This window comes from Moritella yayanosii (assembly GCF_900465055.1).
Lineage (GTDB): Bacteria > Pseudomonadota > Gammaproteobacteria > Enterobacterales > Moritellaceae > Moritella > Moritella yayanosii.
The window spans coordinates 841803-863017 of record NZ_LS483250.1; the positions used below are offsets into that span (position 1 = coordinate 841803).

22 protein-coding genes are annotated in these 21215 nt (G+C 37.7%); 9 read left to right on the plus strand and 13 right to left on the minus strand.

All coding sequences use genetic code 11. The annotated features are described in order from the left end of the window. Nucleotides 1–96 precede the first annotated feature (96 nt). Together uspE and ttcA are read left to right on the plus strand one after the other, a co-directional pair. Nucleotides 97–1008 carry a universal stress protein UspE gene (gene uspE, locus MORIYA_RS03745; RefSeq protein ID WP_112712818.1) on the plus strand — a complete coding sequence of 304 codons (912 nt, stop codon included), beginning with the start codon at nt 97–99 and terminating at the stop codon, nt 1006–1008. Nucleotides 1009–1126: 118 nt separating this feature from the next. Next, on the plus strand, nt 1127–2056 hold the full coding sequence (ttcA, locus tag MORIYA_RS03750; RefSeq protein ID WP_112712820.1) for a tRNA 2-thiocytidine(32) synthetase TtcA: 930 nt from the start codon (nt 1127–1129) through the stop codon (nt 2054–2056). A gap of 67 nt (nt 2057–2123) precedes the next feature. Here ttcA and MORIYA_RS03755 read toward each other — a convergent pair whose 3' ends face one another. After that, entirely contained in the window at nt 2124–2771 is a 648-nt protein-coding gene (locus MORIYA_RS03755; RefSeq protein WP_112712822.1) for a DUF2987 domain-containing protein, read from the minus strand. A 451-nt stretch (nt 2772–3222) separates the two neighbouring features. On the opposite strand from MORIYA_RS03755, the gene MORIYA_RS21740 reads away from it, so the two are divergent. Then, nucleotides 3223–3366, plus strand: a complete 144-nt coding sequence (locus MORIYA_RS21740; RefSeq protein WP_232011497.1) for a hypothetical protein — start codon at nt 3223–3225, stop codon at nt 3364–3366. Between the two features lie 95 nt (nt 3367–3461). On the opposite strand, the gene MORIYA_RS03765 is transcribed toward MORIYA_RS21740, so the two are convergent. Together MORIYA_RS03765 and MORIYA_RS03770 are read right to left on the minus strand one after the other, a co-directional pair. Beyond that, nucleotides 3462–4187: an NAD-dependent deacylase gene (locus MORIYA_RS03765; protein ID WP_112712824.1), complete on the minus strand. Its 726-nt coding sequence runs from the start codon at nt 4185–4187 to the stop codon at nt 3462–3464. Between the two features lie 258 nt (nt 4188–4445). Beyond that, nucleotides 4446–5078, minus strand: a complete 633-nt coding sequence (locus tag MORIYA_RS03770) for a phasin-related domain-containing protein (protein WP_112712826.1) — start codon at nt 5076–5078, stop codon at nt 4446–4448. Nucleotides 5079–5320: 242 nt separating this feature from the next. Between MORIYA_RS03770 and MORIYA_RS03775 the strand changes: the two genes are divergently transcribed. Further along, entirely contained in the window at nt 5321–6547 is a 1227-nt protein-coding gene (locus MORIYA_RS03775) for a threonine/serine exporter family protein (RefSeq protein WP_112712828.1), read from the plus strand. Between the two features lie 85 nt (nt 6548–6632). Then, on the plus strand, nt 6633–8027 hold the full coding sequence (gene radA / locus MORIYA_RS03780; RefSeq protein WP_112712830.1) for a DNA repair protein RadA: 1395 nt from the start codon (nt 6633–6635) through the stop codon (nt 8025–8027). A gap of 182 nt (nt 8028–8209) precedes the next feature. On the opposite strand, the gene MORIYA_RS03785 is transcribed toward radA, so the two are convergent. Genes MORIYA_RS03785 through MORIYA_RS03805 form a run of 5 tightly spaced genes read right to left on the minus strand, consistent with a single transcriptional unit; the run spans nt 8210 to nt 10863 of the window. Continuing rightward, on the minus strand, nt 8210–8452 hold the full coding sequence (locus tag MORIYA_RS03785; protein ID WP_112712832.1) for a DUF2492 family protein: 243 nt from the start codon (nt 8450–8452) through the stop codon (nt 8210–8212). A 13-nt stretch (nt 8453–8465) separates the two neighbouring features. After that, entirely contained in the window at nt 8466–8900 is a 435-nt protein-coding gene (locus MORIYA_RS03790) for a YcgN family cysteine cluster protein (protein ID WP_112712834.1), read from the minus strand. 11 nt (nt 8901–8911) lie between these two features. Then, nucleotides 8912–9583, minus strand: coding sequence for a fumarylacetoacetate hydrolase family protein (locus tag MORIYA_RS03795; RefSeq protein WP_174216895.1), 672 nt, complete (start codon nt 9581–9583; stop codon nt 8912–8914). Nucleotide 9584: 1 nt separating this feature from the next. Continuing rightward, nucleotides 9585–10547: a lytic murein transglycosylase gene (locus tag MORIYA_RS03800; RefSeq protein WP_112712838.1), complete on the minus strand. Its 963-nt coding sequence runs from the start codon at nt 10545–10547 to the stop codon at nt 9585–9587. A gap of 37 nt (nt 10548–10584) precedes the next feature. Next, the gene (locus MORIYA_RS03805; protein ID WP_112712840.1) at nt 10585–10863 is read right to left on the minus strand and encodes a YcgL domain-containing protein; all 279 of its coding nucleotides are present in this window, start codon (nt 10861–10863) and stop codon (nt 10585–10587) included. Nucleotides 10864–10988: 125 nt separating this feature from the next. Here MORIYA_RS03805 and minC point away from each other — a divergent pair, with 125 nt between their 5' ends. From minC to minE, 3 genes are read left to right on the plus strand one after another with little or no spacing between them, the layout of a single operon-like run. Continuing rightward, a complete protein-coding gene (minC, locus tag MORIYA_RS03810) occupies nt 10989–11708 on the plus strand; it encodes a septum site-determining protein MinC (protein ID WP_232011498.1) in 720 nt (239 codons plus the stop codon). Between the two features lie 15 nt (nt 11709–11723). Continuing rightward, nucleotides 11724–12533: a septum site-determining protein MinD gene (gene minD / locus MORIYA_RS03815; protein WP_112712844.1), complete on the plus strand. Its 810-nt coding sequence runs from the start codon at nt 11724–11726 to the stop codon at nt 12531–12533. A 1-nt stretch (nt 12534) separates the two neighbouring features. Beyond that, nucleotides 12535–12795: a cell division topological specificity factor MinE gene (gene minE / locus MORIYA_RS03820; protein WP_112712846.1), complete on the plus strand. Its 261-nt coding sequence runs from the start codon at nt 12535–12537 to the stop codon at nt 12793–12795. Nucleotides 12796–12840: 45 nt separating this feature from the next. Here minE and rnd read toward each other — a convergent pair whose 3' ends face one another. From rnd to MORIYA_RS03845, 5 genes are all read right to left on the minus strand, one after another. Next, complete coding sequence (gene rnd / locus MORIYA_RS03825) at nt 12841–13971, minus strand: ribonuclease D (protein ID WP_112712848.1); 1131 nt, start codon at nt 13969–13971, stop codon at nt 12841–12843. A 108-nt stretch (nt 13972–14079) separates the two neighbouring features. Continuing rightward, nucleotides 14080–15738: a long-chain-fatty-acid--CoA ligase FadD gene (gene fadD / locus MORIYA_RS03830; protein ID WP_112712850.1), complete on the minus strand. Its 1659-nt coding sequence runs from the start codon at nt 15736–15738 to the stop codon at nt 14080–14082. A 227-nt stretch (nt 15739–15965) separates the two neighbouring features. Further along, on the minus strand, nt 15966–16841 hold the full coding sequence (locus MORIYA_RS03835; protein ID WP_112712852.1) for an alpha/beta fold hydrolase: 876 nt from the start codon (nt 16839–16841) through the stop codon (nt 15966–15968). A 5-nt stretch (nt 16842–16846) separates the two neighbouring features. Beyond that, the gene (gene tsaB, locus MORIYA_RS03840) at nt 16847–17551 is read right to left on the minus strand and encodes a tRNA (adenosine(37)-N6)-threonylcarbamoyltransferase complex dimerization subunit type 1 TsaB (protein ID WP_112712854.1); all 705 of its coding nucleotides are present in this window, start codon (nt 17549–17551) and stop codon (nt 16847–16849) included. A 12-nt stretch (nt 17552–17563) separates the two neighbouring features. Continuing rightward, nucleotides 17564–19474 (minus strand): ATP-dependent DNA helicase, encoded by a 1911-nt coding sequence (locus MORIYA_RS03845; protein WP_112718418.1) that lies wholly within the window; start codon nt 19472–19474, stop codon nt 17564–17566. Between the two features lie 407 nt (nt 19475–19881). Between MORIYA_RS03845 and MORIYA_RS03850 the strand changes: the two genes are divergently transcribed. Then, nucleotides 19882–20985, plus strand: coding sequence for a phosphoribosylaminoimidazolesuccinocarboxamide synthase (locus MORIYA_RS03850; RefSeq protein ID WP_112712856.1), 1104 nt, complete (start codon nt 19882–19884; stop codon nt 20983–20985). Nucleotides 20986–21215 lie beyond the last annotated feature (230 nt).

Sequence of the window (21215 nt, forward strand, 5' to 3'; positions counted from 1 at the left end):
TTGAGATATAGTTAGGTAAGTGAAATTTTTGATTATGTATAATCGATATAATAAACATGTACTTAATCTATATTAAATTTGTTATCAAGGTGCCTTATGAATAAATATAAAAATATTCTAGTGGTTGCAGATCCCGTAAACACCCCTCAAATCGCATTATCCCGCGCTTTGTATCTTGCTTCTCAACAAGATAATGTTTCTATCTCTCTTCTCCTTGTTATCTACGACCTATCTTATGAGTTAACCTCTCTTTTTTCGAGTGATGAACGTCAGTCTATGCAAGACGCGATTGTTTTCGAAGAGAAAAAATCATTTACCAGACAATTAGAACAAGATTATCCAGGTATAAATATAAAGTTAAAGCTGATCTGGCATAAGCGTCCATTCGAATCAATATTAGAAGAAGCGAAGCTGAATAATCATGATTTGATTGTTAAAAGCACCCACGCTCATAATAAATTAAGTGCTGTAGTGTTTACGCCAACAGATTGGCATTTATTACGTAAAAGTCTTTGTCCCGTGTTATTAGTAAAGGATCATGAGTGGCCAATTGATGGTAATATTGTCGCGGCAATTCAGGTGCTTGAAAGCACGAGCTTAAGTTCAGAAAATGATTACTCAATTAACGAGCGGATCACACAAGAAGCAATGCAGTTAAAAGCATTGTTGAATGCAAATATACATTTAGCTAACGCATACCCAAGTACCCCCGAGCATATCTCAATAGAAATCCCCAATTTTGATGCTGCTGCCTATAATCAAGAAATCGAAGATCACCACAAAACTGCCATGTATAAACATGCGGAAAAATTTAACGTCGCTAAAGAAAATGTGCATATACAATCAGGGGCTCCTGAAGATGTTATCGCTGATATTGTTCAAAAAGTCGATGCCGAATTAGTTATTCTTGGCGCTCCAACGCGTAATGGATTTTCTGCATTTTTAATCGGTAACACTGCCGAGATGGTTATTGATTCGATTAACTGTGATCTTTTAGCCTTAAAATGATTATATAATAATAACCTAGATACTTAAGCCAACAGTACGTATAGGCGCCGGAACTTGCTTTTCCGGCTTGCTTGGGTATACTGCGCTGCTTACAGCAATATTTATCCTGAGTGTCCCAATGAATCCTGAAAATCTTACCGCTTTAGAAAAAAAACAATTTGCTAAACTGAATAAAAAATTGCGCCATGAAACAGGTAAAGCAATCATTGATTATAATATGATTGAAGATGGTGACAGAGTCATGGTTTGTTTATCTGGTGGTGCTGACAGTTATACAATGCTCGACATTCTGATTCAATTACAAGCAGCGGCCCCAATCAGTTTTGATATTATTGCGGTGAACTTGGATCAAAAACAACCGGGTTTCCCTGAAGATATTCTGCCCCGCTACCTTGAAAATCTGGGTATTGAATACAAGATTGTTCAGAAAGATACTTACAGCATCGTTAAAGACAAGATCCCAGAAGGAAAAACGACTTGTAGTCTTTGTTCTCGTTTACGTCGTGGCATTCTTTATAACGCAGCCGTTGAACTCCGCGCGACCAAACTGGCACTTGGCCATCATGCTGACGATATCGTTGAAACATTATTCTTGAATATGTTTTACGGTGCAAAAATGAAAACAATGCCACCAAAACTTATTTCTGATGATAAACGTAACATTGTTATTCGACCACTGGCATATTGTCGTGAAGCCGATATTAAAGCTTACTCAGCATTTAAAGCATTCCCAATTATTCCTTGTAACCTTTGTGGCTCACAAGAAAATCTACAACGCCAAGCCGTCAAAAAAATGTTAGCACAATGGGATGAAGCAAATCCTGGGCGAGTAAATAATTGTTTCAACTCGATCCGAAACATTGTACCAAGCCACCTTGCCGATCTTAAAGCGTTTGATTTTGTAAACATGGATCTAGAACGTGCTGATGAATTAACAGAATTCGATACTGCGTTTGATAATGAAATTGATGTGATACCGACTGCGCAATCTAAGTCAGGTGTTGAGAATTTCGATCCAAATGAAATGGTTACTATCGTTGAATTATAAAAACGGCAGAAGTTAAGAATAAAGTTAGAAATAGAAAAGCACTGCGTTAATGCAGTGCTTTTTTTGCTTAAATTTCAGTTAACGGTACGATACGTAACGGCTTTTTACTAAATTTTATTCCAGCAATCTTATCGCGAATAATTTCGTCCTGCGATAATGAAATTTGTTTGCCACTTTTAAATAAATTACCACTGGTAGTGTAGGCATCTACAACCTCATCAAAAATAAACTGTACGCCCACCGTTGCTGGTAAATTCATTCGGCCAAAGTAACCTGCCATATTGCCTAAAAACAGATCGAATTCTTCAATTTGCTTCACTAAAGATAAAGTTGAATATTCAGCAGCGTTATTTTCTGTTGTCATAATTTGAAACGTAACGTCACAAGACGCTTTATCGGTTACATTAACGTGTAGTTTTGCTTTATTGTCACGTAAATCTTTATCGAAAGGGAGCATAAGCTCAAAGTCAGCACCAATTTCGACATCCGTAATAGCGCCTTCGAAATTAATAAATGCATTTTCAATCTGGCAATGTTTACCCGTCTGACTATTATTAAGAAAAACGCCTATTTTGGTATTAACGTATTGTTCTTTTTTACTATTTTTTATTCGATTATAAAAACCATCATAACCAACGACTAATTCTTGGGCGCTTAAAGAAGGGACAAGGAGACTTGAAAGAAGCACCACTTTAATGAAATGGTTATTGAACATGTTCTGATCCTTAATAAATAAGTAAAGGGTTAACTAAAACGAAAAGTTATATGACTTTGATTATACCTAATATCGGTCATAAATTAGAGTACATATTCCGCCTTTATTTATTTTAAAAGTTTTAAAAATGACCTGAACGTGTTTTAACTCCATTATTTTTATTGAAGTGCCAATTTATGCTTCATTTCTGTGAACTATAGCATTAGAATTCACGCAAATTGTACATCTTATTAAATTAGATGTACCTCTTATCATTTAGGTTTATTGATGCTTAACAGAAATCAGAACTCACAACATGTAGCAATTGCACGCGCTGTGATTAGCCATCCCTAAGAATGCGAAGAACGTTGATGCTGTACACAAGCTTATCGACTTCTTATTACGTCCAGAGGTAGCTGCGGAAGTTGCTTTAGAGATTGGTTACCCAACGCCTAACAAGGCCGCTAAAAAGTTGCTACCAAAAGAGTTTACTGAAAATAAGATCGTATTTCCAGATGCCGCAACAATTGCAAACGGTGAGTTCCATTCTGATGTTGGCGAAGCGAATATTATATACGAACGTTATTACGAAAAATTAAAAGCACAAAACCTATAAGGTTAGTCGCTAACAAGCGTGAGTGTTGAATATTAAGAAGGTGCATAGAAGATGCACCTTCTTATTATCAATAATATTAGATTACAATAGTTCGTTTAGAAGAACTGTTTATCGCGAGCCATTAACTCTTCTACTAATTCTCTCACTTCAGCTGTTGCTTTTCCCACACGATGCTCTCTAAAGTTATCTGAGATATGGGTTGCATCAAGGTTTATTTCAATTGTATGTGCACATACTTTATTGGCTTCATTAACGAAATCAGCCGCTGGATATACTGATCCCGATGTACCAATAGCAATAAACAAATCAGCTTCGCTGAGTGATTTATAAATATCGTTCATAAATAACGGTATTTCATTAAACCAAACGACGTGTGGACGAAGGTTACCTTGTTCTTTACAACACGGACATTTCAATAATTTATTTAACTGCTTGTATGGGAACAATTTTTGCGTTTTTTCACAGCGCGCTTTGACTAACTCGCCATGCATATGAATAATATCGTTTGCTCCACCTCGCTCATGTAAATTATCAATATTCTGAGTAACAATAGTGACATTACCTGAATATTTTTTTTGCAATTCTGCGAGTGCTATATGTGCGTCATTCGGTTGAATACTGGGTAAAGACAATTGATTAAATCTTTGATTATAGAAACTATAAACTAACTCTGGATCTCTACGGTAACCCTCCAAAGTTGCTATATCATCAATGTGATGCTTAGCCCATAACCCATCACTTGCACGGAATGTTTCAATCCCCGATTCAGCTGAAATACCGGAACCGGTGAGGATGACTATGTTGTTATAGGTGACAAACATTCGACTTCTCTTTGTTATAAAACTTATATTAACCATACCATTATTGTGCTTTTGTGGCACGATGAAATAACCGTTTAAGATGATTTACTTGTGTAATGTGATACGGATTTAAACTTACAATTCAGATGATTATAACGAATTATGTGACTGGATGTTAGACTTTGGGACACTTGAAAATAAAAGACGACAAGTGTACTCTAAGCATTAAATCGGTAGTAAAGGCTTGTCGCCATTACTACCAAAATAACCGTTTTTATATTACGATTTCTTTTTAGCTACATTTTTTTTAACACGGCGATTAGTTATTTTTTTTGTATGTTGCTTAACTACGGTCACTTTCTCAACAACTTCTGTTACTACTGGTTTAACGATAACGGGAGTAACTTTGGTAGTGATTGCAGTCACTCCCTCCGTCACTTTGTCAACAGCGGTCGTGATTTCAGCAGTTACTGTTGCAGCTAGCTCGACTTTTTCAATTACTTCTTGTACAGCTTCAATCTCTGTAGCCATTACATTTTTTTGTTCAGTTTTAGCATCAGCAAGTGCAATTTCGATTTGTTCAATTTTATCAATAATGTTATCGAAAGTATTAGCATCAATATGCGTTAAATTTGAAACTGCTCTTTGAACTTTATCTTGTAAAGCATTTGTCGCATTTTGACTAATCGATGCTAATTTGTTTTTTTTAGACGAGATAGTCTGTGTCGTATCCGCCTCTAACTTGCGGCCACGTTCGACGAGTTCGTCAAATATAGAATGGCTTTTAGTCATAGTGTTAGATGCAGATTCATAACCTTTATCGTAGGCACCTAAACCTGCTAACCAGATATTACGTGTGATTTGATCTTTGGCAGACCATACTTGTTTTGCTGCAGTAATTACTTTAGACATAAAAAACCCTTTTGAAGCCGTTAATACAATATAAGTGGTTACTCATATATTATCGAGGTAAATTAGAAGATACATTCCAAAGTTTTAGATCCATAAGCCAGCTCGCACTGTTTAAATAACTTTTTGATTAACCATATATTAACAAATTTCAATTTAATTAAAAATACCCCACAATTTAGCTAACAAATTAACTTAAATAGAACTAAAATAGGCATTATTTTTTACTTTTCAGTAATATAACCATGCCCAGTCAAACCCATAAACTGCAAATAAACTTTATTATTAAACTTGGCCTTGCATTACATCGTTGTGGTGCGACGAGTTACAGAATTGAAAACCATTTATTGAATTTGTCAAAATTCTGGAATATTGAAGCAAGTTTCCTTGTCACACCCACGGCTTTTACCTTCATTTTTTCGAGTGATCCAGATGATCAACGCACACATATTGCTCGTGTTCAGCCCTCTGGAAATGATCTTGGGAAATTGGCTGTTATTGACGAAATCGTCGAAAAAGTTGTTGATTCACGGGTGACTCTCGATGAAGCTATCGAATTGTTAATTGAAGCAAAACAACAACCTGGTTTTTATGGCGTTAAAACAGAAGCACTAGGCTGGTGTGTAACCGGCGGTGCGTTTGCTATGCTATTGTCATCGTCGAGTTTAGATATCATCAGTTCGTTCTTATTTTCGTTCCTGGTGTTTGTATTATATAAATTATCAGCTAATTCTCTCCGTCTAGCGTCAATTGTGGAGTTTTTCGCGCCGTTTATTTCCGCTATTCTAGCCTGCTTCGTCGCAAGTCTTGGCTTTCACATCAATGTACCTTTTGTGATTTTGTCTTCGGTTATCATTTTTATTCCCGGACTCGCACTTACAGTAGCACTAAGTGAAATTGTAAATAAAGATCTGGTATCAGGTACATCAAAGTTAGTTGATGCAACAATGCTGTTGTTCAAGCTGTATTTCGGCGCATTACTCGGTATTACTTTAGGGAATCTGATATGGACAACCGATCCGCTTGTACTAGATATGAGCTACGCATTACCTGATTGGAAAAACTATATTGCGGTTATTGCGCTCTCAACAGGACTTGTTGTTGCCTTTAATGTACACAAATCAGATATGATTTGGGGTATTATAGCGGGCCTGATTGCATATGTTGTCAGTACCTTTGCCGCACAATATTTGGGATTTACACTGGGTACCTTTGTGGGGTCGTTTACTGTAGGTCTTTTCAGTAATATCTATGCCATTATTAAAAACAGACCCGCATCGATTGTCTTAATTCAAGGTATTGTATTGTTAGTACCTGGCAGTCGTACCTACATGGACTTGAACACTTACATCTCAGGACATCAAATATTAAATAATACTAATGACAGCAGTTTCGTATTTATGATCTTCATTGCAATCATCGCTGGCATGATCTTAGCGAATGCCGTATTACCTGCGAAAAAGAGTTTGTAATATAATCAAGCGGCATCAATAACTGTATATACATCCAGATACTCATGCTATCATTATCGCATGAGTATCTTTTTATAGTTAAGTCATGGCCAAAACTCCAAAAATAAAAATAAGTTTCCTCTGTTCCGAATGTGGCGCTAACTTCCCTCGTTGGCAAGGCCAGTGTAACGCTTGTAAAGCATGGAATACATTAGCTGAATTCAAAGAAGCAACATTACCTAGCCAACAACGAGCAATTGCATCTCAAGGTGGTTATGCTGGTACAATCGGCAATACTGTTAAAAAAATGTCAGAAGTATCGCATGTTGAATTAAACAAAATTAATACCCAAATAGGTGAATTAAACCGTGTGCTTGGTAATGGCCTTACAGTAGGCTCTATTGTATTAATCTCTGGTGATCCAGGTTCCGGAAAAACAACAATATTGACACAGCTCGCTGCAAATATCAGCAAACAGATGGTTTCGATGTACTGCACAGCAGAAGAAAGTTTAGAACAGTTCAAAACTCGTGCGATAGAACGTTTAAAAATTGATTTTGTTGAAGACAACTTACTTCTTATGTCTGAATATATCGTTTCGAATATTATGGCACGCGCACTCGAATCAAAAGTTAAATTTTTAATTATCGATTCCATTCAAGCGCTAGAAAGTGAACATTGTAATGGTAGTGCCGGTTCCGTCAGCCAAGTGAAAGGCTGCGCACAAGAGCTCAGTCGATTTGCTAAACAACACGGTATCACGCTAATTATTGTTGGCCATGTGACAAAAGGCAGTGACTTGGCTGGTCCTAAAACGCTCGAACATATCGTTGATACCCTACTCCACATTGAAGTTAACGACAGTATTATTCGTACTATTCGCGCGAGTAAAAACCGTTTTGGTGATGTAGACCAAGTTGGCATTTTTCAAATGCACAGTAAAGGCATGCTGTCTGTTGATAATCCCAGTAAATTATTCCTGTCTGGTGCTGACGAGAAAGTAGCAGGCTCGGCGATTACTTGCATACGTGATGGTAATCGTAATTTGTTACTTGAAGTACAGTGCTTAGTTTCAGAATGTGAAGCTGAAAATCAACAACGTGTCAGTATTGGTCTTAGTTTCAACCGTTTGAAGATGATAACAGCCGTTCTACGTAAACACGGGCGGATTAAACTCTACCATGATATTTATGTTAACCTAGTTGGCGGTTTAAAATTACCAGAAACTGACACTAGTGCTGATTTGGCTATTGCCGCTTCACTTATTAGCTCACTGAATGATAAAAAAATGTCTCGTAAACATTGTTTTATGGGGGAAATATCATTGAGTGGCGAGGTTAGACCAATTAATGGTGGTGTTCCTCGCGTCAACGAAGCAATCAAACACGGTTTTGAAGTGATATATATCCCTAAAGCTAACTATCATAAGTCGATGGAAAGTAGTGGTGTTAAGATAATACAGATCGAAAAGATTGGTGACTTGTTAGAAGCACTCAATTAACTTGCTAAGAAATCATTGAAGTTTAATGCTTAGATTATTGACTGTCTAAGTGTTTAATTAAAGTAAGATGTTTTGAATTAACATATAACAATATGCATGATGGTCTAAGTTTGCAATAGTGATATTAACGAATAAGCATTAAAACACGAGTAAATTAAAGGAGCGATTAAGCCCCTTTAATTTTATTTGTTCTTACAACCGCAACTTGTTTGAGCTGTTAAAATACCATTCAGCTCTACAATACGACCTTTAGCCATCATGTTGGCTAATATTTGGTTTTTATCCATGCCTTTCACTTTGCATGTATGGAATAAATCCAGTGGGTATTCTTGCTCTATCAACGCAAGTAACGCAGCTTGATCTATACCCGCAACTTTTGCTGCTAATAGTGCAACGACTTCTCTACCATGAACAGATTTAGACATAATATCTCCTAAATTATAATTTAAACGTGATGATATGGTCTTCTAAATCACCTGCTTGTGATTCGGCAACCGCTTTACCACGAATCGAATAACCTAGCTTGTGCATCTCTGATTGACTCCCCGTGAGTAATGGATGCCATTCAGGTATATCACGCCCTTCTAAAATACGCTTGTAAGCACATGTTTCTGGTAGCCAATGGAATGCATCAATATCATCTAGTGTGACTTTAAAACAATCAAAAACGTACTTAAATCGCTTTTCATATTTTTTACAGCGACATGTTTTAGTGTTTAATAATTCGCAAGCTACGTTGGTAAAATGAATTTCTTCTGATTCATCATCAATGATCTTATGTAAACAACACTTACCACATCCATCACAGAGTGATTCCCACTCTGAACCTGTCATTTTAGCGAGTGTTTTAGTCTGCCAAAATTTTTCTACCATGTAAATAATCTCTAAATGAACTCGCAGCCGAATTTATAACGGTTTGTAAGTGTTAATGCAAGCTTATCGCCTGAATTAAGTACCCCTACCCCTGCGGGCGTGCCGGTTAATACAATATCACCGGGTAACAAGGTAAAACATGCCGTAATCTCGGTCAGCAATGACTCAATAGAACGCATCATATTAGCAGTACATCCCAGCTGCCTTAACTGATCATTGACGGACAACGTGAAATCAAGGTTATGCACATTTTCAAATTCTGCAAGTGGGATAAACGGAGTAACCGGACAAGCATGATCAAACGCTTTCGCTCTTTCCCAAGGATGTCCTTGGGCTTTAAGCAATGATTGCAAATCACGTAGCGTCAGATCAAGCCCTAACCCAACGCCCCAGATTAACTCAGAAAGTACAATCGGTGTTCCTTTCGTTATTGGAGACTTAATTAATAATGCCACTTCTAACTCATTATGGCAGGCCCCTAAATCAATCGGAAGTTGCAACGGTTTATCGAGTGCAACTAATGAGGTGGAAGGTTTAATAAAAAGCAATGCTTGTTCGGGTACGTCATTACCAAGTTCACGGATATGATCAAGGTAGTTACGTCCGATACAAACAACTTTACCAACTGGCAGTGCGAGTGGCTTATTATCTATGGTTTGGTGTTCATAAAGAGAATCAAGCATTTCAGTCCCTGAATTTGATCGCATCTGATAAGTATGCGACGGAAGTTGCAAAATAATCTGAACGGTTCCAACGCATTATGCTTTTATAATTGTTGTAAGCTAAATAGATACGACCATTTTCACCATCGGGCATGATCAGTGACGCATCAAGAACAACGTTTGGTAATGATTTACCTTCAAATGTTCTTATCCCTAGCGCTTGCCATTCTGGTAGCGTCTTGGTCAGTTTTAATCCTGAAATCTTAGCATCATAGCCTTTTGGCAGTGTTACTTGTCGACCCCAAGTATAAGTATCGTCCCACTTTGCTTGTTTAAGGTAATTTGCAGCAGAAGCTAATGCGTCTGCTTTGCTATTCCAGATATCTTTTTTACCGTCGTTATTATAATCAACAGCATATGCATTAAAGGATGTTGGCATGAATTGAACCTGCCCCATCGCGCCGGCCCAAGAACCTTTCATATTTTCGGCGGTAATATGTCCTTCATCAATAATTTTTAATGCCGCAAAAAATTCCTTCTTAAAAAACGTTTCGCGTCGGCCATCATAAGCAAGGGTAGCTAACGCAGAAAGTGTCGAAAAGTTGCCTGTATAATTGCCAAAGTTAGTTTCAATACCCCATAAAGCTACAATAAAGCGTGGTTGTACACCATAGTCTTTACCTATACGCGCTAATAATTCGATATTCTGGTCGTATGACCTACGTGCTTTCGCTATTTTCCACTTAGGAACAGCTCTGGGAATGTATGCATCGAGCGTAATCTTTTGACGCTCTGGTTGCGCGTTATCATGCACAATGGTTTTTTTACGGTATCGGATAGAAGCAAACGCGTCATCAAGCGTATCCGAACTCAATCCAAGTGTTTCTGACTCCGTACGTAAGGTAGATAAATACTCATCAAATGTCGGTTTAGCTGATACCACTGAAGAACTTAAAGCGAATAATACCAATCCTGCTAATTTCATTTTATCTCCTTATAACGACGTTCAAATAGCATTTCATCTATTTATTTCTATCACGCCATTTTTTATATTCTACTAAATGATCGATTGGTGGTGGCGGCATTTGCAGATAAAACCCTTCCGATGTTAAATTGTCTAATACTTTTTTTGTATCAGCAAAAGCCAACGTTCGTTTTTCTGTCAAATTCATCGTCACAACTAACTTAGGTTGACCGAACATTTCTAATAAAGTTTCTGGTATTTGGCTAAAATCTTCACGACGAGATATAAATAAATACATCCCTTCTTTTTTATTTGTCTTATAAATTGAACAAAGCATTGTTTTTCTCTTAAGTAATGAACTTGCCTATTTTACGAGTAAAATATAACATGGCATAATGATTTATCTAAGTGCTATAACGATAAATGCTGAAACAGGCATAAAAACTAAGCAACCAGGAAATAATGATGGCAGAACAGTCGATAATATTTAAAGGAACAAGTTTTACACTTTCGGTGATTCATATCGAAAATGATGCCGCTATGGCTAATCTGCACACCTTTATTGCCGACAAAGTAGGCCAAGCACCCGCATTTTTTAAATCTGCTCCCGTTGTGGTTAATGTTGCCAACCTTGTTGAAAACATCGATTTTAAGACAATTCAACAAATTATCACTCAAAATGGGATGAACCTCGTTGGTATCGAAGGTTGCCAGACTGCGGAACAAAAACTAACCGTTCGAGAGTCCGGTCTTTCAGTAATTTCAAATACTGCCAAAAATACAGCTACTAAATTAGTGCCTACTGCAGATATAAAACCAGAAATTCAGACGGTCATTGTTGAAAAATCGATAACAAAGACCATAGTTCACAAAGGACAGATACGTTCAGGTCAACAAGTTTACGCTCAGAATGCATCATTAACAGTACTCGGTAATATAAGTGCCGGGGCAGAAGTGATCGCAGACGGTTCAATTCATATCTATGGCGCATTACGTGGCAGAGCAATCGCGGGCGCAAAAGGTGATGAAAGTGCACAAATATTTTGTAATAAATTAGACCCTGAGTTACTGTCCATAAATGGTACTTACATTTTAAGTGATGCAGTCCAGGCTGAATTCATAAATGCTCAAGCACAAATTAAGTGTATTAATAACAAATTAGAAATTACAAAGTTCGATTAAATTCAAGGAATTAAAATGGCTGAAATTATTGTTGTCACCTCGGGTAAAGGTGGTGTAGGTAAAACAACTACCAGCGCTGCAATTGCTACTGGGCTAGCACTACAAGGGAAAAGAACTGTTGTTATCGATTTTGATATCGGTCTACGTAATCTAGACTTAATCATGGGTTGTGAACGCCGCGTGGTTTATGACTTCGTTAATGTGATCAATGGTGAAGCAAACCTATCTCAAGCATTAATCAAAGATAAGCATGTAGATAACCTTAATATCCTACCCGCGTCACAAACACGTGACAAAGATGCACTGACAAAAGAAGGTGTGGGTAAGGTTTTAGAGCAACTTGCAGAAAATCACGACTATATTATCTGTGATTCACCTGCAGGTATCGAAGCAGGTGCGATGATGGCGTTATACTTCGCTGATACTGCAATTATCACAACAAATCCTGAAGTATCGTCAGTGCGTGATTCAGACCGTATCATCGGCATGCTGCAAAGCCGTTCACGTCGTGCTGAACTCGCGCTTGAACCGATTAAAGAGCACCTGCTCATTACACGCTATGTTCCTGAGCGTGTAGAACGTGGTGATATGCTGAGTGTTGAGAATATTACTGAAATTTTGGCGATACCACTTGCAGGGGTCATCCCGGAATCAAGTGCCGTACTTAAAGCGTCAAACTGTGGTCGACCTGTGATCCTAGATACTGAAAGTGATGCTGGACAAGCATATACTGATACAGTTGCTCGGATTCTTGGTGAAGAGCGCAAATTTCGCTTTCTTGAAGTAGAAAAAAAAGGCTTTTTAAGCAAAATTTTTGGAGGTTAAAATGGCGTTACTTGATTATTTTCGTTCGTCTAAACCAGATGCAAGTTCAGCAAATCTAGCGAAGGATCGGTTACAGATTATCATTGCGCATGAACGTAGTTTACGTGACAATACTCCAGATTATTTGCCACAATTGAAACACGATATACTTGAAGTGATTAAAAAATATGTTGCAATCACCTCTGACCAAGTTCATGTTAAACTTGACCAAAAAGACAATCTTTCTGTGTTAGAATTGAACGTGACTCTTTCTGAAAAATAAAAATAATTAAGCAAGTGCTGAAAATGATCGGCACTTGCTTAATTTTCATTTATTGGCCATTAAACTTTCAAAGATAGTGTTGCCAATAAGTTCTGCACGCCAATTACATAACATAATAGGTTTATCCCCTACTTCGCGCTCTTCAGTTGTTAATTTCCAACACCAATTTAATAGCTCATTAATAATTTTCTTTGAGCCAATTAATTCGGCTGGAATATTTTTAGCTTCAGCGACAATCGCAATTTTATTTCGTATCGATTGGACAATCTTTTTATAACCAGGGTAGTCAGAAATACGTGTCAATGGTTGCGGTAACTGATCATCAGAGAGTAACTCAACTTGTTTTACCATTTCAATTATTTGTTTACCATGGCGTTTTATTTCTATTGGTAATAATCCAAGCTTATTTAAATCTCGTAATGATTTTGGCTGCTGCTTTGCGATTTCGAGAATGTGTGCTTCTTTGACAACAAAGTTTACTGCCATATCACGATTTACCGCATTATTTTCACGCCATTCACCTAACGCTTGTAAAGTAGCAAGTTGACGAGGAGACAAGAAAGATGCGTTTTTGAATTGCTTATACACCGTTTTAGGATTTTTATTTTGCATTTTACGACGGCGTAAATTATCTAATTCTTGTAAGTAATAATCGTAATACCCTAACTCGTTAAGTTTAGCTTGTAATTCATTCCAGCAAGGTAATAAATGATAAACATCAGCTGCGGCATAACTTAATTGCTTCTCTGTTAACGGACGCGCTAACCAATTAGAACGTGATTCACCTTTATCCAAAGTGATTTTTTGGAATTCAGCAACTAAACCGCCAAAACCAAGAGAAGAACCAAGGCCACAAAATGCTGCAGCGATTTGGGTATCATGGAAAAAATCTGGGATTTTATTTGCCACAGTCATGAATACATCGAGATCTTCAGAACAAGCGTGAAGTACGACAGGTTGGCGATCAAGAAGTCGCCATAAAGAACTGAGGTCTTCGACGGCAATAGGATCGACTAAATAAGTTTCGGTGCCCGTATATAGCTGAAACAATCCAAGAATGGGGTAATAAGTACGCTGTCTGATAAATTCAGTGTCGATTGCTAACACTTCAACGTTCGAACATTGCGCTATCATCTTCTGCAATGTCATTTGATCTTCAACTAAAATATATTCCACTTATAACCTCAAAAAAAAGCCACTTTCTTACAATTTAGAAAGTGGCTTAATTTTAGCGAAATATATGACAAATTATAAGTGTTTTATGTCTTTAAATTAGATTAATGATTAATCACGCAATTCACGACGTAAGATTTTACCCACATTACTCTTTGGTAATTCATCGCGGAATTCGATAATACGTGGGATCTTATAAGCAGTAAGATGTTCTCGACAATGAGCAATGATTTCATCTTTCGAAATCTCACCTTTTTTAACAACAAATATCTTAACTGTCTCGCCTGATGATTCGTGAGGCACACCAATAGCCGCAGCTTCAAGAATGTTGTCGTTTAATGTTAGTACGTCTTCGATTTCGTTAGGGAATACGTTAAAGCCAGAAACAAGGATCATATCTTTTTTACGGTCCACGATGTAGAAAAAACCAATTTCATCCATACGAGCGATATCACCCGTGTTTAGCCAGCCATCAGCCGTAATCACGTCTGCTGTATCTTGTGGGCGCTGCCAATAGCCTTGCATAACCTGAGGACCACGCACTTGCATTTCGCCTACTGCACCTGGTTTTGTTAATACACCACCTTCGTCATCAATAATACGAACTTCTGTTGATGCCACAGGTAGACCAATAGAACCATTATATTCATATAAGTCGTAAGGGTTTACCGTTACAAGCGGTGAACATTCCGTTAAACCATAACCTTCAAGTAAGTGATTGCCTGTGATCTTCTTCCATTTTTCAGCGACTGAACGTTGAACAGCCATACCGCCGCCAACTGATAATTTCAATCCAGAAAAATCAATCTTTGCGAATGTTTCATCATTTACAAGCGCATTAAACAAGGTGTTCACACCTGTAATTGCAGTTGGTTTATGGTCGTCAATTTCTTTGATTAACGCTGGGAGGTCGCGAGGGTTGGTAATAAGAACATTTTTACCACCGCTCAAGAAGAACAATAAGCCATTCACTGTTAATGCAAATATATGGTACAGCGGTAATGCCGTTATAACGGTTTCAGTACCAGGGTTAATAATACTACCGTATGCACCTTCTGCCTGTAATACGTTAGCAAGCATATTTTTGTGCGTTAATATTGCACCTTTTGATACACCCGTCGTACCTCCTGTATACTGAAGGAACGCAATATCATCAAAGCCAGTTTCAACTTTGGTAAACGGTAATGAACGACCTTTTCTCAATACACGGTTGAATGGAATCGAATTTGGTAAGCTAAACTTAGGTACCATTTTCTTCACATACTTAACAACTAAGTTCGTGATAGCGCCTTTTACAGGAGAAAAAAGGTCGCCTAATTGCGTTAAGATCACATGCTCAACAGCTGTATCTTTAATTACTTTTTCTAACACACTAGCGAAGTTTGAAATGATCACAATGACTTTTGCGCCTGAGTCACCTAGTTGATGCTTCAACTCACGCGGTGTATATAAAGGATTGACATTAACAATAACCATGCCTGCACGTAATGCACCAAACAACGCGATTGGATATTGCAGTAAGTTTGGCATCATTAACGCGACACGGTCGCCTTTACTTAATTTAAGCTCGTTTTGAAGGTAAGCAGCGAAAGCACGAGATTTATCTTCGAGTTCACCATAGGTCAATGAACAACCCATATTTACATATGCAGGTTTATCTGCATATTTTTGAACTGTTTGATCGAATATATCGTTTAAAGAACGAAATGAACCAAAGTCAATTTCTGCGGGAACATTTTCCGGGTATCTCTTTAACCAAACCTTTTCCACCTTAACACTCCTTTTATTTAACTTTTTAATTTAACAACACAATGGCTTTATTATTAATCCCTTAATAATAAATTGCCATTGATGAAATTATGTATTGTGAATGGATCTTAATTGATTAACACTCAATTAACAAATGAAATATCGACATTAGGCGTTTATTTAAAGCTTCCTAATTTAGAATTAGATGACAATAATCTTATTTTTAGCTGTCAAATAAACCATTATAGTTAATTATTAACAAATTTAACGATAACGCTTGCGGTTTCAGCAGCATTATCCATGTGAACATGATGCCCACCTGAGAGTTTTAGAATATTAAAATTGGCTTTACAAAAGAGTGCTAAATTTAAGCTCTGATTAATTAAGGGATATCCTTTATCGCCAATTATAATCAAGCATACCGTTGATATAGAAGATAAAATATTAATTACTTGAGGTTCTGTCAAACGCACTAATGAACGAACTTTCAACTTAGGGTCAGAACAAAAACTAACGCCATTTTCATTAATGGTTAAATTTCTGTTACAAATCAATTTTGCATGTTCTTCATTTAAATCTGAAACGAAACAGCGGGCTTTCACAATCTTTTCCAACGTTAAAGCATTATTTTTACGACTCGTACTTTGGTTGCTGTTTTTATTGTAAATAGCCCGACTTTCTATGCCTTTACGTAATTGGTTCACTGTTTGCTCTGCTTCTGCTGAAATAGCACCCAAGCCTTCAATTAATACAACACGTGTTACTAACTCTGGAAAAGTAGCGGCAAGAATAGAACAGATCATTCCTCCCATTGAATGCCCTATAATAGTAACAGGACCCCAACGTTGAGATTTAATAATCTGGTATAAATCATCGACCCAGTCAATAAAGTTATAATGCCCGACTTTATGGGTAGAAAGTCCATGACCAGGTAAATCAATCGCAATTAATTGATAGGGTAGAGAACCATCGTCCAAACTGTCTTTTAACGCTTCTGCGAGCGGGATAAAACTGGCCGCATTATCTAACCAACCGTGTACAGCAAGCAACACGGGTTTAGAGCTGTCTCCATATTGTAAACCAGCAATAATATTGCCGTTAACCTCCATGTTAAAATCATTCATTATTGTTATTCTCTACCTGGTAGCTTCTTCCAAGTAACAGTATCTCGAACATAAACAGGCATTGCATCTTCGACTGCAACGGCTTTACCGTTTGCAAAATCAGCGGTCGCAATCGCGATCATATCGTGTGATATTGGAAACTGAATACCTTCACATGCAGTGAGTTGCGATACATTTAATCCAGCAAGTTGTTCTGCGTACGTTTCCCAACCTGTTCCAAGCGTATAAAACTCGCGTTCTGGTTGATTGTAATTAGCCACTAATTCAGCCGCGGTAATGACCATTTCATTGCCAACTAACGTCATTATACCGGCATCATTAAGCTGGTATTGAGCAAAGTATATTTCGCCCATACGCGCGTCAATAGCCGGTAATACATCGGTTGCATTATGTAGTCGATGTGCACCTTGCGCCATTATCGCCAATGTAGACACTGGTAACATAGGTAAATCAGCACCAAAAGCGAGCCCTTGCGCAATACCAGTGCCAATACGAACACCGGTAAAACTGCCCGGTCCGCGACCAAATGCAAGTGCATCTAAATCTGTCAACTTAATGCCCGCTTCAGACAATAAGCTATCAACCATTGGTAAGATCCGCTTAGTGTGTTCACGTGGACTTACAAACTCTCTTACTAATACCTCACCGTTAATACTCAGTGCGGCAGAACAATTTTCGGTTGATGTGTCTAGTGCTAAAATATTACTCATAAAATTCACTTTCTAATTGTTAGTTTTCTTAATAAAAGATAACACGGTATTTATATCTCTGGTTCGTGGCATGTCAGGTAAGCTATTGATAAACGTAGCGCCATACCCACGAGATACGATACGCGTATCACAAATAATAACACATCCGGTATCTTTGACATCACGGATTAAACGCCCTACCCCTTGCTTTAAATTAATGACTGCTTTTGGTATTTGCAAAGCAGAAAAAGGGTCTTCACCTTTGCGCTGGCAATCTTCGATACGCGCTTGTAAAAGAGGATCATCGGGTGATGCAAAAGGCAATTTATCAATAATAACACAGCTTAAGGTTTGTCCGCGTACATCGATGCCTTCCCAGAACGAGTATGTGCCAATAAGTAATGCATTACCGTGCTCAATAAATTGGTCGAGTAACACTTGTTTATTATCTTGCCCTTGCACAAAAATAGGCATAGTCAGCTGTTGTTGTAATAAACTAGCTACTTGTCTTATCATGTAATGACTTGTACATAGGAAAAAACAACGACCTTTATTAGCGATAATAATGGGCGCTAATTTTTCAACTAGTATGCGCGCAATATTGGGATCATTGGGTTCAGGTATATTACGCGGCACACACAATATTGCCTGCTTTTGATAATCAAATGGACTTGCTAGAATTAACTCTTTGGCATCTGCTAATCCCATTTGCTGGCGATAATGTGAGAAACAATTATCGACAGCTAATGTCGCAGAAGTAAAGATCCAGGCTGATTTACTTTTGGCTTGTTCAGCGCTGAAGCGTTCGGCAATATTAAGTGGCGTTATATTTAAAGTAAAGTTTCGTTTAGTGCATTCATACCAATAGCTCTCACCAGTATTATTAACCGCCATTATTTGTTGAAATGTTGCTTTAATTTCCACAACGCGCTCGAAACATTGATCAACAAGTTCGGTTCTGCCTAGATTAAGCTTGAGCACTTCATAGATGAAATCGAGTTGATCTTGAAAACGTATGATCGTTTTCATTACCGCTTGTTGAGTGAATAAATGCCGCCAATTTCCGCGGCCAGATTCCATCGAAAAACTCAATCTTAAATCTTCCGTCGCATTTGCTAAACCATTCGCCGCTTTGGTTACTTGTATTGAGTCCTTAAGGTCCGTTCGCCCCAGATACTGCACATCTTTACATAGCGCTTGGATCTGTTTACTGGTGATACTTTTACCAAAATACGCTGAAGCAATGTCGGGTATTTGGTGAGCTTCATCAAAAACAATCACATCGGCGTCTGGTAATAATCGACCAAACCCTGAATCTTTAACATTCAAATCAGCAAAATATAAATGGTGGTTAACAACCACTATATCCGCGTCAAGAGCCTTACGGCGAGCTTTGACTAAAAAACAATCGTCATAATCAGGACAATCTCGTCCTAAACAATTATCGTTCGTGGAGGTAACTAAGGGTAAGATCTCAGCGTCGTCTTTAAGTCCTGGAACTGAACTCATGTCACCACTAATGGTGATATTGGACCAACCCTTTACTTTGACATAGTCACTTAATATCGCTTGGTTTTGATATTGAGTTTCTCGTCCTAACCGCGTTAAGCGTTCGGTACACAGGTAGTTACTTCGGCCTTTAAGCAACGCAGTTTTGGCTTTGCTGTTTAATGCAGCAATAATGAAGGGTAAATCGCGATTGAATAATTGCTCTTGAAGATTTTTACTGCCCGTACTAATAATTGTTGTTTTATCATTAATCAATGCTGGTATTAGATAAGCAAACGTTTTACCTGTCCCGGTTTCAGCTTCAACAATTAAATTTCCCTTGCTTGTGATCACTGAATTAATGGCTTTTGCCATATCTATTTGTGGTTGACGAGCGGTATAGCCATCGATGACCTTGGCTAAAGCGCCACCCGATAAAAAATATTGCTCTATCACCAACAAGTTTCCATATAATTTTATAAGACAGCATTTAATATCATCACTAGTCACAATAATCAAATTGATGTTTTATAAAACTGAGTTTATGGTTGTTTTTCGACCCTATTTGAGAAACTATCACGCTAATACATTATCTGCATATTGCGTCTTGTTTTGATATCCCAGCGAGTTTCTGAGATTGCACGTTGAAGTAGTTTGGCTATATAGGTTGTTCTTTTTAACAAAACTAATCAGTAATAGTGGCATCACTCTCCACATCTGCTAAAATTGCCGTCAAATCGACAGCAACACCTCGAATCTAGCTAAATTAGTCCAAAGTAACTTGGAAGAGCCTTCAGGGAAATTGAAAGAAACTCTTCCAAGTTACTTAGGTATAAGATTAAACTCTATAAGGATAGTTAACAATGAGTCTTGCTGATAAAGTATTAGCTGTAAACAATGATTTACCGATCCGTACAGATAAACCGGTTCACAGCGGTAAAGTACGTTCTGTTTACTGGTTAACTGAAGCTGACAGTCGCCGTCTAATCGAAGAAAAAGGTTACGATGTAGCGGCTGATGCACCACTTGCAATTATGGTTATTAGTGACCGTATTTCTGCGTTTGAATGTATTTGGCATGGTGAAGATGGCATGCGCGGTGTACCTGGGAAAGGTGCTGCGCTAAACGCAATTTCAAACCATTGGTTTAAGTCTTTCCGTGAAAATGGTTTAGCTGATAGCCATATTCTTGATATCCCTCACCCATTCATTTGGATCGTTCAAAAAGCCAGACCAGTAATGATTGAAGCAATTTGCCGTCAATACATCACAGGTTCTATGTGGCGTGCTTATAGCAAAGGTGAGCGTAACTTCTGTGGTATCCAACTACCAGAAGGTTTAACTAAAGACCAAAAGCTACCAGAATTACTCATTACACCGTCGACTAAAGGTATTTTAGAAGGCATTCCAGGTGTACCCGCTGTCGATGATGTTAACATTTCTCGTAAAAATATTTCAGATAACTTCGAAGCGTTTAACTTCAAATCGATTGATGATATTGCTTACTACGAAAAGTTACTAAAAGAAGGCTTTAACGTGATCAGTGATGCATTAGCGGATGTTGACCAGGTATTTGTCGATACTAAATTCGAATTTGGCTATGTCACAGACAGTAAAGGTCAAGACAAGCTTATCTATATGGATGAGGTGGGTACACCTGACTCATCACGTATTTGGGATGCAGCAGCTTTCCGCGATGGTAAAGTGGTTGAAAACTCAAAAGAAGGTTTCCGTCAGTTATTGCTTAACTACTTCCCTGAACCCGATATTTTACTCAATAAAAACAGAATGGAAGAACGTTTAGCGCTTGCCAAACATAATGTATTACCAACATCTGTTTTGATGTCTGTTTCTGAAACTTACTTAAATATTGCAGAGAAGATCACTGGCGAAAAAATTATTTTATCTGATAATCCGAAAGCTGAAATCATCGAGATCTTACGTAACGATTATAATCTTATCGACTAATACTACTCCGCACAAAATACATCAGTATCAATCTAAAAAATAATAATCTAACTAACTCCAGAGCCGTGCACTTAAAGTGCACGGCTTTTTACTTTTACCATTCCAGCACAGTCAGATTTAACATCTAAATTTCAAGCGTTAAACTTCCGTCCCCGCCCTCATTATTGATTAAATATGATCAACATCTAATATTAGAGTAAATACTCGAAGTTTATTTAGTACTCACTAGT

Bases quoted from the DNA above. Each gene is read 5' to 3' on its own strand.
- radA (WP_112712830.1), top strand. From the start codon at position 6,633: ATGGCCAAAACTCCAAAAATAAAAATAAGTTTCCTCTGTTCCGAATGT.
- ttcA (WP_112712820.1), top strand. From the start codon at position 1,127: ATGAATCCTGAAAATCTTACCGCTTTAGAAAAAAAACAATTTGCTAAA.
- MORIYA_RS03800 (WP_112712838.1), bottom strand. From the start codon at position 10,547: ATGAAATTAGCAGGATTGGTATTATTCGCTTTAAGTTCTTCAGTGGTA.
- minE (WP_112712846.1), top strand. From the start codon at position 12,535: ATGGCGTTACTTGATTATTTTCGTTCGTCTAAACCAGATGCAAGTTCA.
- MORIYA_RS03755 (WP_112712822.1), bottom strand. From the start codon at position 2,771: ATGTTCAATAACCATTTCATTAAAGTGGTGCTTCTTTCAAGTCTCCTT.
- MORIYA_RS03765 (WP_112712824.1), bottom strand. From the start codon at position 4,187: ATGTTTGTCACCTATAACAACATAGTCATCCTCACCGGTTCCGGTATT.
- MORIYA_RS03835 (WP_112712852.1), bottom strand. From the start codon at position 16,841: ATGAATGATTTTAACATGGAGGTTAACGGCAATATTATTGCTGGTTTA.
- MORIYA_RS03790 (WP_112712834.1), bottom strand. From the start codon at position 8,900: ATGGTAGAAAAATTTTGGCAGACTAAAACACTCGCTAAAATGACAGGT.
- MORIYA_RS03775 (WP_112712828.1), top strand. From the start codon at position 5,321: ATGCCCAGTCAAACCCATAAACTGCAAATAAACTTTATTATTAAACTT.
- MORIYA_RS03770 (WP_112712826.1), bottom strand. From the start codon at position 5,078: ATGTCTAAAGTAATTACTGCAGCAAAACAAGTATGGTCTGCCAAAGAT.
- MORIYA_RS03785 (WP_112712832.1), bottom strand. From the start codon at position 8,452: ATGTCTAAATCTGTTCATGGTAGAGAAGTCGTTGCACTATTAGCAGCA.
- MORIYA_RS03795 (WP_174216895.1), bottom strand. From the start codon at position 9,583: ATGCTTGATTCTCTTTATGAACACCAAACCATAGATAATAAGCCACTC.
- MORIYA_RS03805 (WP_112712840.1), bottom strand. From the start codon at position 10,863: ATGCTTTGTTCAATTTATAAGACAAATAAAAAAGAAGGGATGTATTTA.
- tsaB (WP_112712854.1), bottom strand. From the start codon at position 17,551: ATGAGTAATATTTTAGCACTAGACACATCAACCGAAAATTGTTCTGCC.
- minC (WP_232011498.1), top strand. From the start codon at position 10,989: ATGATGGCAGAACAGTCGATAATATTTAAAGGAACAAGTTTTACACTT.
- uspE (WP_112712818.1), top strand. From the start codon at position 97: ATGAATAAATATAAAAATATTCTAGTGGTTGCAGATCCCGTAAACACC.
- minD (WP_112712844.1), top strand. From the start codon at position 11,724: ATGGCTGAAATTATTGTTGTCACCTCGGGTAAAGGTGGTGTAGGTAAA.
- MORIYA_RS03850 (WP_112712856.1), top strand. From the start codon at position 19,882: ATGAGTCTTGCTGATAAAGTATTAGCTGTAAACAATGATTTACCGATC.